This is a genomic window from Streptomyces sp. NPDC002754, from assembly GCF_053592315.1.
In genome coordinates this window covers 85,507-99,468 of record NZ_JBSFVM010000009.1, presented here as the reverse complement: position 1 = coordinate 99,468, position 13,962 = coordinate 85,507, and the positions used below count along the sequence as shown (strand labels likewise).

Annotated in this window: 9 protein-coding genes; 6 read left to right on the top strand and 3 right to left on the bottom strand. The window is 71.0% G+C overall.

From position 1 onward, the window contains the following. The first annotated feature begins 19 nt into the window (after nucleotides 1–19). On the top strand, nucleotides 20–1,132 hold the full coding sequence (locus tag ACWD2L_RS20385) for an NAD(P)-binding domain-containing protein (RefSeq protein ID WP_351331078.1): 1,113 nt from the start codon (nucleotides 20–22) through the stop codon (nucleotides 1,130–1,132). 88 nt (nucleotides 1,133–1,220) lie between these two features. Here ACWD2L_RS20385 and mltG read toward each other — a convergent pair whose 3' ends face one another. After that, on the bottom strand, nucleotides 1,221–2,054 hold the full coding sequence (mltG, locus tag ACWD2L_RS20380) for an endolytic transglycosylase MltG (protein WP_351331079.1): 834 nt from the start codon (nucleotides 2,052–2,054) through the stop codon (nucleotides 1,221–1,223). 118 nt (nucleotides 2,055–2,172) lie between these two features. Further along, nucleotides 2,173–3,996: an ABC transporter ATP-binding protein gene (locus ACWD2L_RS20375; RefSeq protein ID WP_351331080.1), complete on the bottom strand. Its 1,824-nt coding sequence runs from the start codon at nucleotides 3,994–3,996 to the stop codon at nucleotides 2,173–2,175. Nucleotides 3,997–4,090: 94 nt separating this feature from the next. Here ACWD2L_RS20375 and ACWD2L_RS20370 point away from each other — a divergent pair, with 94 nt between their 5' ends. The 3 genes from ACWD2L_RS20370 to ACWD2L_RS20360 all read left to right on the top strand — a co-directional run bounded on the left by ACWD2L_RS20370 (nucleotide 4,091) and on the right by ACWD2L_RS20360 (nucleotide 9,083). Then, a complete protein-coding gene (locus tag ACWD2L_RS20370; protein ID WP_351331081.1) occupies nucleotides 4,091–4,534 on the top strand; it encodes a MarR family winged helix-turn-helix transcriptional regulator in 444 nt (147 codons plus the stop codon). Between the two features lie 36 nt (nucleotides 4,535–4,570). After that, entirely contained in the window at nucleotides 4,571–7,489 is a 2,919-nt protein-coding gene (locus tag ACWD2L_RS20365; protein WP_351331082.1) for an FAD-binding and (Fe-S)-binding domain-containing protein, read from the top strand. Between the two features lie 163 nt (nucleotides 7,490–7,652). After that, nucleotides 7,653–9,083 (top strand): Gfo/Idh/MocA family oxidoreductase, encoded by a 1,431-nt coding sequence (locus ACWD2L_RS20360; RefSeq protein WP_351331083.1) that lies wholly within the window; start codon nucleotides 7,653–7,655, stop codon nucleotides 9,081–9,083. Between the two features lie 45 nt (nucleotides 9,084–9,128). On the opposite strand, the gene ACWD2L_RS20355 is transcribed toward ACWD2L_RS20360, so the two are convergent. Beyond that, complete coding sequence (locus ACWD2L_RS20355) at nucleotides 9,129–9,890, bottom strand: L,D-transpeptidase family protein (protein WP_351331084.1); 762 nt, start codon at nucleotides 9,888–9,890, stop codon at nucleotides 9,129–9,131. A gap of 181 nt (nucleotides 9,891–10,071) precedes the next feature. Between ACWD2L_RS20355 and ACWD2L_RS20350 the strand changes: the two genes are divergently transcribed. Further along, nucleotides 10,072–11,952: an ABC transporter ATP-binding protein gene (locus ACWD2L_RS20350; protein ID WP_351331085.1), complete on the top strand. Its 1,881-nt coding sequence runs from the start codon at nucleotides 10,072–10,074 to the stop codon at nucleotides 11,950–11,952. Beyond that, a complete protein-coding gene (locus tag ACWD2L_RS20345) occupies nucleotides 11,949–13,748 on the top strand; it encodes an ABC transporter ATP-binding protein (RefSeq protein WP_351331086.1) in 1,800 nt (599 codons plus the stop codon). The genes ACWD2L_RS20350 and ACWD2L_RS20345 overlap by 4 nt, the downstream gene beginning before the upstream one ends. Nucleotides 13,749–13,962: the final 214 nt, after the last annotated feature.

Here is a 13,962-nt window from a genome sequence, read left to right as displayed (position 1 = left end):
CGATGGAGTTAGTAGAAATGTGAACGACATCGGGGTACGAGACGACACCGCCACCACCTCGGCCCGCCCGGTCGACGTGGTGGTCATCGGCGCCGGACAGGCCGGTCTGTCCGCCGCCTACCACCTGCGCCGCGTGGGCTTCGAGCCCGAGCGGGACTTCGTCGTCCTCGACCACGCGCCCCGCCCCGGCGGCGCCTGGCAGTTCCGGTGGCCCTCACTCACGTACGGCAAGGTGCACGGCATGCACGCGCTGCCCGGCGTGGAGCTGACCGGCGCCGACCCCGCGCGCCCGTCCTCGGAGGTCATATCCGGGTACTTCTCTTCGTACGAGGAGGCCTTCGACCTGCGCGTACGGCGCCCGGTCGATGTGCGGGCGGTACGCGAAGGGGAGGAGGGGCGGCTGCTCGTCGAGACCTCGGACGGGGTGTGGTCCACGCGAGCCCTGATCAACGCGACGGGCACCTGGGACCGGCCGTTCTGGCCGCGCTACCCGGGACAGGAGACCTTCCGCGGGCGGCAGCTGCACACCGCGCAGTACCAGGGACCCGAGGAGTTCGCAGGTCAGCGCGGAGTGGTGGTGGGTGGCGGGGCCTCCGGGACGCAGCACCTGATGGAGATCGCTCCGTACGCCGCCGCGACGACCTGGGTGACCCGCCGGCCGCCCGTCTTCCGCGAGGGCCCCTTCGGCGAGGACCAGGGGCGGGCCGCCGTGGCGGCGGTCGAGGAGCGGGTACGCCAGGGGCTCGCGCCGCTGAGCGTGGTGTCGGTGACCGGGCTTCCGGTGAACGATGCGATCCGCGCGGCGCGTGCGAACGGTGTCCTCGACCGGCACCCCATGTTCGACCGGATCACGCCGACCGGCGTGGCCTGGGACGACGGGCACGAGGTGGCGGCCGACGTGATCCTCTGGGCCACCGGTTTCCGTGCGTCCATCGAGCATCTGGCGCCGCTGAAGCTGCGGGAAGCGGGCGGCGGGATCCGCGTCGAGGGCACCCATGCGGCCCTCGACCCCCGCATCCACCTGGTCGGCTACGGCCCGTCGGCAAGCACGATCGGCGCGAACCGCGCGGGGCGCGCCGCGGTCCGCGACATCCAGCGGCTACTCGACCGGAGGGCACCGGTCACGGCGTGAGGCGCCACACTCGGGCGCCCCGAACCGAACAAGTGGGTACCGCCCTGCTGCCCGACACCCCGGCGCCCCGGTACCCCGGTACGCCCCGTCAGTCCTTGTTCTTGGCCTTCGCCTGGATCTTGTTGAACTCCGTCACGTTCTTCTCCTGCACGGCCAGGTCCGCGGTGAAGCGTGTGTCCCCCGGCTTGACCGTCACGAAGTACAGCCAGTCGCCCGCCGTCGGACTGGACGCCGCCCGCATCGCCTGCTCCCCCGGGTTACCGATCGGGGTGGGCGGCAGCCCCTTGCGCGCGTAGGTGTTGTACGGGTTGTTGATCTTGGTGTCGGCGTGGGTGGTGTCCAACGTGGAGCGGCCGAGCGCGTAGTTGATGGTGGAGTCCATCTGCAACGGCATCCCGTGATCGAGCCGGTTGTATATGACGCGGGCGACCCTGCCCATGTCCTCCTGGTTGTCCGCCTCGGCCTGCACGATGCTCGCGATGATGACGCGCTGGTACGGGTTGACGGCGTTGCTCTCGGCGCCCGCGGTGGTGCCACTGCCGCCGAACCTCTTGTTGGCCGTGTGGACCATGTACGCAAGGACCGACTGCGGCGTCGACCTGTCGCTCAAGGGATACGTCGCCGGGAAGAGGTACCCCTCGGCGTTGCCACCCGCGTCGCCCGGAAGCTTGAGGTGCGCCTTGGGTGCGGCCTTCTTCGTGGTGCCGGACGGGACGTCGAGCGCCTTGTCGACGGCGTCGTACACCTGCCCCGAACGCCAGCCCTCCGGAATGGTCAGAACCTGGTCCGTCTCGTCCTCGCCCGATAGGACCAGTGGTACCGCGACGGCGGTAGCCGCCACGACGGCCCCCGTCACCGTCAGGGCGACGCGCCCTCGGCGCGTGATGCGCGTCGTGTTCCGTCGCGGAGTCTCCGTTTGCATGCCGGAACGGTAACCCGTGTGTCAGTACATCCCTGCCATATATCGGCGCTCCTTGGCTCCCTCACGGACTCTCCCCACTGTTCGCGCCGATGTCATGGTGGCTCGGGCAGGCCGCCCGTCACGCCGCCGCTTCCACGCGCGCGTCCCGCCGCACCAGCGCCGCGTAACGGCCCTCGCGGCCGAGCAATTCCTCGTGCGTGCCGCGCTCGGCTATGCGCCCGGAGTCCAGGACCACGATCTGCTCGGCGCCGCGGACCGTGGAGAGGCGGTGCGCGATCGTGAGCGTCGTGCGGTTGGCGGAGAGCGCGTCGATGGCCTCCTGCACGGCGTGCTCGGTGCGGGTGTCGAGCGCGCTGGTCGCCTCGTCGAGGATGAGCACGGGCGGGTCCCGCAGGATGGTGCGGGCGATGGCCAGGCGCTGCTTCTCGCCTCCGGAGAAGCGGTGGCCACGCTCGCCGACCACGGTGTCGTAGCCGTCCGGAAGCGCGGCTATGTGCTCGTGGATCTGGGCCGCCCGGGCCGCCGCGTGCATTTCCTCGTCGGTGGCGTCGGGCTTGGCGAACCGCAGGTTCTCGGCCACCGAGGCGTGGAACAGGTACGTCTCCTGGGAGACCACGCCGATCGCGCGCGCGAGGGTGTCGAAGTCCAGGTCGCGTACGTCCACGCCGTCGAGCGTGACGCGGCCGCCCGTGACGTCGTAGAGCCGCGGCACCAGATAGCTGAGCGTGGACTTGCCGGAACCGGTGGGTCCGACGACGGCGAGGCTGCCGCCCGCGGGGACGGTGAGGTCGATGCCGTCCAGGATCGCGTTCTGCCGCTCGTCAGCGGCGTCTTCGGTGGCATAGCGGAACTCGACGTTCTCGAAGCGGACCTCGCCCTTCACGGTGTCGAGGCGGATCGCGTCCGCACGCTCGGTGATGTCGACCGGGAGGTCCAGGTACTCGAAGATGCGCTGGAACAGGGCGAGCGAGGTCTGGAGCTGGACGCCGGTCTGGAGCAGGCTCACGGTCGGCCGGAACAGTCCCTGCTGCAGGGAGACGAACGCGACGAGTGTGCCGATGGAGACGGTGGGGCCACCGAAGTGCAGGGCGATGCCGGCCGCCCAGTAGATGACCGCGGGCATGGCGGCCATGACGATGCTGATGACGGCCATCCGCCAGCGCCCCGCCATGTTCGACCTGACCTCCAGGCCGACCAGTTCGTCCGACTCGTCGGCGAAGGACTTGGTGAGCGAGTCGGCGCGGCCCATGGTGCGGCCGAGCAGGATGCCGCTGACGGAGAGGGACTCGGTGACCGTGGCGGCCATTGCCGCCATCTGCTTCTGGCGCTGCGTGGCGATCTTCTTGCGCTCGCGGCCGACCCGGCGGCTGATCCACACGAAGACCGGCAGCAGAAGCAGGGAGACGATCGTCAGGCGCCAGTCGAGGGCGATCATCGCGACGACCGTGGCGACGACGCTCGTCAGGTTCGAGACGAGGGAGGTCGCGGTGGAGGTCACGGTCGCCTGCATGCCGCCGATGTCGTTGGCGATGCGGGACTGGACCTCGCCGGTGCGGGTCTTGGTGAAGAAGGCGAGGGACATGCTCTGCAACCGGCCGTAGACGGCGGTGCGCAGATCGTGCATGACGCGCTGGCCGACCGTCGTCGAGATCAGCGTCTGCAGGACGCCGAAGACGCTTGTCACGACGGCGCTGACGATCATGCCGAGGGCGAGCAGGCCGAGCAGGCCGGTGCGGCCCTGCGGGATGGCGACGTCGAGGATCTCCTTGAGCAGGAACGGCGTCGCGACCGTGACCAGGGACGCGGCTGCGACCAGCAGCCCGACGAGGGCGAGTCGGCCGCGGTAGGGGCGGAACAGGGACAGGATGCGGCGGACCTGGCGCGGCTGTCCCGATGCTTCGGCATCGGGAGGCGGCGTCCAGCGGATTTCGTCGCGGGGCATGGGCCTCCTAGAGACTTCAGAGATCGAACCTTGAGGAGCATAGTGCATTGTTACCTCTATTCACAATGCACGGGGTCCTGATAATGTTCCCGACATGAAGACACCGGACGCCGACGGTTTCCTCGCCGAGCAGCTACTGCGGCTGACGCGCCGCCTGCAGCGGATACAGCGCCGCCAGCTCGAGCCGGTGGGGATCACCCCCGCGCAGTCCCGGCTGCTGCGCACGCTGGTGCACTACGACACGCCGCCGCGCATGGCCGATCTCGCGCAGCGCCTCGAGGTGGTGCCGCGCGCCGTGACGACGACGGTGGACGGTCTGGAGGCGGCCGACATGGTGCGCCGTGCGCCGGATCCCACGAACCGCCGGGTCATCCGCATCGAGCTCACCGACAAGGGGCGGGCCGCCCTGCGGGAGCTGCGCAGCGCGCGCCGCGCCGCGGCAGAGGAGATCCTGGCACCGTTGGACAAGGAGCAGCGCGCGCAGCTGACGGTCTTGCTGAACGCACTGTTCGAGTCCCCGCGCGCGCCGGAGTGCTGACAGCGCCGGAACACTGACAGCGATCGAGGAGAGGCCATGCCGCTGCTGGAGCCGAAGCCGGAAGCCCTGCGCCCCGGAGCCCGACCGTCGGGCCCGGCGCCCGACCGGGTCGCGGACCGGCAGGCCGGGGGCACGCCCGAACCGCTCCGCTCGGAGCTGACGCGGCTGCTCGGCGCGGACAAGGTGCTCACCAAGATCTCGGACCTGGTGCGCTACGCGTCGGACGCCAGCCCGTACCGCTTCGTGCCGCAGGTCGTGGTGATCGCCGAGGACATCGACGACGTGTCGGCGGTACTCTCCTACGCGCACGGCAAGGGCCGCGAGGTCGTCTTCCGCGCGGCGGGCACGTCGCTGAACGGCCAGGCGCAGGGCGAGGACATCCTGGTCGACGTCCGCAAGTTCTGGGCGGGCATCGAGGTGCTCGGCGACGGTTCGCGCGCGCGGATCGGCCCCGGCACCACGATCGTGCGGGCGAACGCCACGCTCGCGCGGCACGGGCGCGTCCTCGGCCCCGACCCCGCGAGCGCGATCGCCTGCACGGTGGGCGGCGTGGTGGCGAACAACGCGTCGGGGATGACGGCGGGCACGACCCGGAACTCGTACAGGACGGTCTCCTCCCTCACCTTCGTACTGCCGTCGGGCACCGTCGTCGACACGGGCGACCCGCGCGCGGACGAGGATCTGGCGCATGCCGAACCGGCGCTCTGCGAGGCCCTGTTGGCGATCAAGCGGGAGATCGAGGAGGACGCGGAGCTCACCCGCAGGATCCGCGCCAAGTACGAGATCAAGAACACGAACGGGTACCGTCTCGACGCCTTCCTCGACGGTGGGACGCCGGTGGAGATCATGCGCGGCCTGATGGTGGGTTCGGAGGGCACCTTCGGGTTCATCTCCGAAGTCGTCTTCGACACCCTGCCGTTGGACCGGAAGGTGTCGACGGCGCTGCTGTTCTTCCCCTCCCTGCCCGCGGCCGCGGCGGCGGTACCGGTGTTCAACGAGGCGGGCGCCCTGGCCGTGGAGTTGATGGACGGCAATACACTGCGCGCCTCGGTCAGCGTGCAGGGTGTGCCGCAGGACTGGGCCGAGCTGCCCAAGGAGACGACGGCTCTGCTCGTCGAGTTCCGCGCCCCGGGCGAGACCGCGCAGGCCGCCTACGAGACGGCGGCGGCGAAGGCCCTCGAAGGACTCGAACTCGTCGCGCCCGTCGCCTCGGTGACCAATGAGTTCACACGGGACGCGAAGACCATCGCGGGCTACTGGAAGGCGCGCAAGGCGTTCGTGACGGCGGTCGGCGGCTCGCGCCCTTCGGGTACCACGCTCATCACGGAGGACTTCGCGGTGCCCCCCGCGCGGCTCGCGGAGGCCTGCGAGGCGCTGCTCGAACTGCAGACGCGGCACAGCTTCGATGCCGCGGTGGCGGGGCACGCGGCCCACGGCAATCTGCACTTCCTGCTGGCGTTCGACGCGGCGAAGCCCGCGGACGTGGAGCGGTACGCGGCGTTCATGGACGAGTTCTGCCGCCTCACGGTAGACAGGTTCGACGGCTCCCTGAAGGCGGAGCACGCGACGGGCCGCAACATCGCCCCCTTCCTGGAACTCGAATGGGGCGCCCGGGCCACGGAGTTGATGTGGCGTACCAAGCAGGTCATCGACCCGGACGGGGTGCTCGCACCGCGTATCGTCCTGGACCGCGACCCGAAAGCTCATCTGCGGGGCCTCAAGACGATCCCCAAGGTGGAGCTGATCGCCGACCCGTGCATCGAGTGCGGCTTCTGCGAACCCACGTGCCCCAGCGAGGACTTGACGACCACGCCGCGCCAGCGGATCGTGCTGCGCCGCGAGATGATGCGCCAGTCCGCCGGTTCACCGGTGGAGAGCGAGCTGATCGACGCCTACGGGTACGACGCCGTGGACACCTGCGCCGGTGACTCCACGTGCAAGCTGGCCTGCCCGGTCGGCATCGACACGGGGGCGTTCATGAAGGGCTTCCGGCACGCCCGTCACTCGCCGCGCGAGGAGCGGACGGCCGCGCTCACCGCGAAGAACTTCAAGGCGGTGGAGGCCTCGGCCCGGCTCGCGGTGGCGGCTGCGGACAAGATCGGCGACCGCCTCCTCACGGCCGTGACGGGCGCCGCGCGCAAGGCGATCCGGCCCGACCTGGTTCCCGAGTGGCTGCCGGAGGTACCTGCCGCGGCGGCCCGGAAGCTACCGCGTACCGCGCGCGTGGGGGCCACGGCCGTCTACTACCCGGCGTGCGTGAACCGCATTTTCGGCACCCCCGGAGACGTATCGCTGCCTCAGGCCGTTGTCGCGGTCTCCGCGCGCGCGGGCAAGCCGGTGTGGATCCCGGACAACGTGGCCGGGACGTGCTGCGCCACGATCTGGCACTCCAAGGGCTACGACGAGGGCAACAAGGTGATGGCGAACCGGATCGTCGAGGCGGCCTGGGCCTGGACCGGTGGCGGCCGGCTGCCCCTCGTGGTGGACGCCTCCTCGTGCACGCTGGGCATCGCGCACGAGGTGGTGCCGTATCTCACCGACGACAACCGGGAGTTGCACGCGGAGCTGACCATCGTGGACTCCCTGGTCTGGGCCGCGCAGGAGCTGCTGCCGCGCCTCACCATCGAGCGCACGATCGGCTCCGCCGTGCTGCACCCGACGTGCTCCATGGAACACCTGGGCGATGTGGACCAGTTGAGAGCCGTGGCCGAGGCCTGTGCCGACGAGGTGGTGCTGCCGGACGACGCGGGCTGCTGCGGCTTCGCGGGCGACCGCGGCATGCTCCACAAGGAGTTGACCGAGTCCGCCACGGCGAAGGAGGCCGCGGAGGTCACGGCCCGCGCGTACGACGCCCATCTGTCGGCGAACCGGATGTGCGAGGTCGGCATGGACCATGCGACGGGCCGCTCGTACTACTCCGTACTGGTGGAGCTGGAGCGCGCGACCCGGCCCTGATCTCCGACCGGTTTCCGAGGGCGGGTCTCCAAGGACGGGGCTCCAAGGGCGGGTAAAGGAAAGTCCAACTCCCCATCTCCTTCTGTCCCTTGCGCCCCGCCCTCACCCCCTCCAAGGTGGCTTGCGTTTGCCCGGCACCGCACCCACCAGCCTTGGAGGTCCGATGCACGACGACGACAACCAGCCCCTGGACGCCACCCCTTCCGACGGTCACTCGCGCCGCGACGTCCTGCGCACCGCGGGTGTCGCGGGGGCCGGCCTCGGCCTCTCCGCGTTCGGCACCGGCGCCGCCCACGCCGCCGAACCCTCCTCCGTACCCGCACAGGCGAGCGCTCCCGCACGGGAGGGCCGGACGATGGCCGGGGTGCCGTTCGAGCGGCGCTCCACGGTCCGGGTCGGCATCGTCGGCCTCGGCAACCGCGGCGGCAGCATGATCGACTTGTTCCTCGCGATGCCCGGGGTCCGGGTCGTGGCGCTGTGCGACCCGGTGAAGGACAAGACGCAGAAGGCGGCGGCCAAGGTGACGGCCGCGGGCCAGCCGGCCCCGGCGACGTACACCAAGGGCGATCACGACTTCGAGAACCTCTGCAAGCGCGGGGACATCGACTTCGTGTACGTGGCGACGCCGTGGGACTGGCACTTCGAGATGGCGAAGACGGCGATGCTGAACGGCAAGCACATCGGCGTCGAGTGTCCCATCGCGCTTCAACTCGACCAGTTGTGGGAGCTGGTGAACCTCTCCGAGCGCACCCGCAGACACTGCATGCAGTTGGAGAACTGCTGCTACGGCCGCAACGAGATGCGCGTCCTGCGGATGGCGCACGCGGGCAAGTTCGGCCAACTCCTGCACGGCGCAGGCGCGTACAACCACGACCTGCGCAGCCTGATGTTCGACCCGGACTACTACGAGGGCCCATGGCGCCGCCTGTGGCATACGCGGCTGCGCGGCGACCTGTACCCGAACCACGGCTTCGGACCGGTCGCCAACTACATGGACGTCAACCGCGGCGACCGCGTCACCCACATCTCCAGCTTCGGCACGCCCTCTCTGGGACTCGCCGAATACCGCGCGGCCAACATGCCCAAGGGCGACCCGAGTTGGAAGGAGTCGTACATCGAGTCGGACCGCACGATCAGCCTGGTCCAGACGGCGAAGGGGCGGGTGATCCGCCTGGAGCACGACGTCTCCACTCCGCACCCGTACTCGCGGATCAACCAACTCGGCGGCACCAAGGGCGTATTCGAGGACTACCCGGAGCGCATCTACATCGAGCCCGACCACAAGGACGACGCCTGGGGCGACTTCTCGGCGTACGCCGACCACGATCACTGGCTGTGGAAGGAGCACGCCAATCCGCCGGGCGGACACGGCGGCATGGACTACATCATGGTGTTCCGCCTGATGCAGACGATGCGCCTCGGGCTCGTCCCCGACTTCGATGTGTACGACGCCGCCACCTGGACGTCGCCGGTACCGCTGAGCCACCTCTCGATCAAGGCTAACGGTGCGCCGCAGCAGATCCCCGACTTCACGCGCGGCGAGTGGCGCAACAAGCGCGGCGGTGTGGACTCCGAGAAGCCGAACGAGGCCTGAGCGCGCGGTGGGGGTGCGGGCCGTACCCCCACCGACCGGCGCGGTTCACGCCTTGAGCTCGGCCTTGTCGCCCATCACGACCACCGGGTGCTGCTTCGGGTCGAGCGTCTTGAGCAGGTACTCCATGTCGCCCTTCGACTGGCTCACGCACGCCGAGGTGCCGCTGCCGTGGTCCATGTGCAGCCAGATGCTGCCGCCCTTGGACTGGCCCTGCGGCCGGGTCGGGTCGTTGGGCGACGTGCCCTTGGCGCGGTTGTAGTCGATGGCGACGACGTAATCGAAGTCGTGCCAGTGCGACTTCGACCAGTAGTGCGGGGCCTGGAACGACGCGGACCGCGTGTACGGCAGCTTGGCGCCCGGGTCGGCCAGGACGCCGCCGGCGTCGCTGAGCGTGAAGACACCGACGGGGCTGCGGTTGTCGCCCTCGTGGTGGCTCGTCGTCCAGCCCCTCTTGCCGTTGTGCCCGGACCAGCCGCGCTGCTTCTTCCACGTGTCGCCGGACTTGGTGTAGAGGGCCAGGGTGGAGCCCGCCGCGTCCTTGCCGTCGCCGTACACGGCGACGACCTGCCGAGCGTTCGCCGGGATCTGCTTCTGGTAGCGGTCGCCCACCCCCGGGATGCGCTTGAGGTCCGCCGCGCGCGCCTCGGCGCCTTGGGACTCGCCGCCCGAGGAGTTCGCCCCCTCCGTGGCCTTCTTCCCGCTGTCGCCGCCGTCGGCGCCGCAGGCGGCCACCGTCGTCAGCAGGACACCGCACGCCGCCATCGCGACGCCCGCCCTGATCACACACGCACTCCGCATGGGTTCCATGGTCGCACCACAGGTCGCGAACCGCGGGACCGACTCCGATCACGACGGGCGATCCGGTCCGATTCTTTGCCCGGCACCGGAAAACCGTTTGCCTCGTCTCGCCGAAAAACGCGAACCTTTCAAAGTTTGCTGCCTTTGAGTCCGCTTCTTCGATCCACCCCGCTTCGAGCCCTGGGACGTCATGCAGATCTCCGACCTTCCGTATCCAGACCCGGGTGTACCGGACGCACGCTCGGGCCCCCGGTTCCTGCTCTGGCTCGGCCGGAACCAGCTCGGTGGGCAGGCCAAGTCCCTTGCCTGGGGCCTGATCCACTTCGTCTCCGTCGCCGGCCTCGCCTACGGCGTCGGCTACGCGGTGCAGGCGGTCGTCGACCGCTCCGGCTCCGGTCTCGCCAAGGCCGGCGCACTGATCGTGCTGCTCGGCATCGGCGTCGCGGTCGGTGACACGATGCTGCACCGCACGTCCGTCACGAACTGGATCACCGCCGCCGCCCGCGTCCAGCAGCTCCTCGCCCACAAGACCGCGACGCTCGGCGCCGCCCTCACCCGGCGGGTCGCCGCGGGCGAGGTCGTCGCGGTGTCCACCGGTGACGTGGAGAAGATCGGCTGGTTCGTCGAGGCGCTGTCCCGCTTCACCGCCGCCGCGCTCACCATCGTCATCGCCGCCGTGGGCCTCCTGATCTACCAGCCCGCGCTCGGTGTCGTCGTCGCGCTCGGCATGCCGGTCCTGGCGCTCGCCGTGCTGCCCCTGCTCCCCCGCGCCACCCGGCGCGCGGACCATCAACGGGAGAAGGCGGGCCATGCCACCGAGCTCGCCTCGGACACCGTCGCGGGCCTGCGCGTGCTGCGCGGCATCGGCGGCGAGGAACTGTTCCTCGACCGCTACCGCCGCGCCTCGCAGGACGTGCGCCGGGCCGCCGTGCGCAGCGCGCGCATGTGGGCGCTGATCTCCGCGATCCAGGTCCTCCTTCCGGGCCTGCTGACGATCGTGCTGGTCTGGTACGGCGTCGCCCTCGCGCGCGAGGGCCGGATCACCGTCGGTGAACTGGTCACCGTCTACAGCGGGGTGATGCTCCTCAATTACCCGCTGCGGCACTTCGAGGAGATCGCCATGGCGTACTCGTTCTCCCGGCCGTCCGCGCAGCGCGCGTCCCGGGTGCTGTCGCTGGAGCGCGTCACCGAACCGGAGGGCGGGCTGCGCGAGGCGAAGGCGCCGACCGGCGACCTGTACGACCCCGCGACCGGCGTACTGGCTCCCGCGGGGCGGCTCACCGCCGTGGTCTGCGGCGACCCGGACCTGGCGGGGCGCCTCGCCGAGCGGCTCGGCGGGCACCCCGCTTCCGCCACCGACGACGGCGCGGGCGAGGTGGCACCGTCCGTCCTGCTCGACGGCGTGCCGCTCGACGAACTGCCGCTGGATGTCGCGCGGACGGCCGTGCTCGTCCAGGACAAGGACCCGGTGCTGCTCTCCGGCACCCTCGCCGAACTCCTCGACGTACCGGCCTCCGGAGGCGTCGCACCCGACGACGCGCTGGACGCCGCCCAGTGCTCGGACGTGCTGGCCGCCCTCACCCAGGGCGCCGGCGACGAGGACCCGATGGCCGCCCGCATCACCGAACGCGGCCGGTCCCTCTCCGGCGGCCAGCGCCAGCGCCTCGCGCTGGCCCGCTCGCTGGTCACGGACCCGGAGACGCTGGTGCTCGACGAGCCGACGTCCGCCGTCGACTCGCACACCGAGGCCCGGATCGCCCAGGGCGTGCGCGCGCTGCGGGGCGGTCGCACGACCGTGGTGCTGACCTCGTCGCCGCTGGTTCTCGACCGCGCCGACCGCGTGGTGTTCGTCCACGAGGGCGAGGTCGCCGCGGTCGGCGAACACCGCGAACTGGTGCGTACCGAGCCCCGGTACCGCGCGGTCGTCACCCGCGAGACCGACGAGGAGAAGGCACCCCCCGGAGCCGGGACCGGAATCAGGGCCGGAGCCGGAGCCGGGGCCGGGGCCGGAATCAGTACCGGGACCGGCATCCGGACCGATATCGAGATCAACATCGAGGAGACGGCATGATCGGCGTAGCGCCCCCGGCCTACGACCCGGCGGCCCCCACCACGGCGAACACCCTGCCCGTCGGCGCCCCGGCCACGGTCCGCGCCTACGTGCGCGAGCTGTACGAGCGCCACCGGCGCGAGTTCCTCCTGCTCATCGGCGTGAACACGGTCGCCGTCGTCGCGTCGATGGCCGGCCCGTACCTGCTCGGCGGACTGATCCAGGACGTCTCCGAGAACCCGGGCGGCGTCGACTCCCTCGAAGGGCCCCAACTGGCCCGCACCATCGGCCTGTTCGTACTCGCCCTGGTGATCCAGGCCGTGTTCATCCGACAGGTGCGGCTGCGCGGGGCGATGCTCGGCGAGCGGATGCTGGCGGATCTGCGGGAGGACTTCCTGGTGCGGTCCGTGGGCCTGCCTCCCGGCGTCCTGGAGCGGGCGGGCACGGGCGACCTGCTGTCCCGGATCACCACGGACATCGACCGGCTCGGGAACGCGATGCGGGAGGCGGTGCCACAGCTGTCCATCGGTGTCGTGTGGGCGGCGCTGCTCATCGGCGGTCTCGCGGTGACCGCGCCGCCGCTGGCTCCCGCGCTGCTCATCGCGGTGCCGGTCCTGGTGCTCGGCTGCCGCTGGTACTTCAAGCGGGCGCCGTCCGCGTACCGCTCGGAGGCCGCCGGGTACGCGGCCGTCGCCGCCGCGCTCGCCGAGACCGTGGACGCCGGGCGCACCATCGAGGCGCACCGGCTCGGTGACCGCCGCATTGAGCTGTCGGAGCAGCGCGTCAAGGAGTGGACCTCGTGGGAGCGCTACACCCTGTATCTGCGCTCCGTGCTCTTCCCGGTGATCAACACCGTGCACGTCCTGGTGCTGCTGTCGGTGCTCGTGGTCGGCGGTGTCTTCGTCCTCCAGGGCTGGATCGGCGTGGGGCAGCTGACCACGAGTGCGCTCATCGCGCAGATGCTGGTGGATCCGATCGGCCTGATCCTGCGCTGGTACGACGAGCTTCAGGTCGCTCAGGTGTCGCTGGCCCGGCTCGTCGGCGTACGGGACATCGAGCCGGAAGCGGGCGACGCCTCCGTCCGGCCCGACGGCCGCGCCGTCCAGGCCGACGCGGTGCACTTCGGCTACCGCGAGGGCGTCGACGTACTGCGCAAGGTGTCCCTCGAGGTCGCGCCCGGCACACGGCTCGCCCTGGTCGGCCCCTCGGGCGCGGGCAAGTCGACGCTCGGGCGGCTGCTCGCCGGGATCTACGCGCCGCGCACCGGGCAGGTCACGTTGGGCGGCGCGGAACTCTCCCGGATGCAGGCCGAACGGGTGCGCTCTCATGTGGCTCTGGTCAACCAGGAGCACCACGTCTTCGTGGGCTCCCTGCGCGACAACCTCCGGCTGGCCCGGACCGGCGCAGCGGACGCGGAGCTGTGGGCCGCCCTCGGCGCGGTCGACGCCGAGGGGTGGGCCGATGGCCTCGCCGACGGCCTCGACACGGAGGTCGGCTCCGGCGGGGTCGCCCTCACCCCGGCGCAGGCCCAGCAGATCGCGCTGGCCCGGCTGGTCCTTGCCGACCCGCACACGCTGGTCCTCGACGAGGCGACCTCGCTGCTCGACCCGCGCGCGGCCCGCAATCTGGAGCGCTCGCTCGGCCGGGTGCTCGACGGCCGCACGGTCGTGGCCATCGCGCACCGGCTGCACACCGCGCACGACGCGGACGTGATCGCCGTGGTCGAGGACGGCCGGATCCGCGAGCTCGGCAGCCACGACGACCTGGTCGCGGCCGACGGCGCGTACGCGGCACTGTGGCGGTCCTGGCACGGCTGACGTGCGGACGGCTGACGTGTGAGCGGCCGGCGTGTGGACGGTGGCGGTCGGGAGCCCTCTCTTCGGGATGGCTTCCGACCGGCGTCGCCTCAATAGCCGTTGCACGTGCCGGCTCCTGCTGAAGGACGGCTCCGTCCGCGACGCGGGCCACTGGTGGCTGCCGTCGTCCGAGCGGCCACCTGGATCGCCCACGGAGCGGCGAGCTCGATCGACC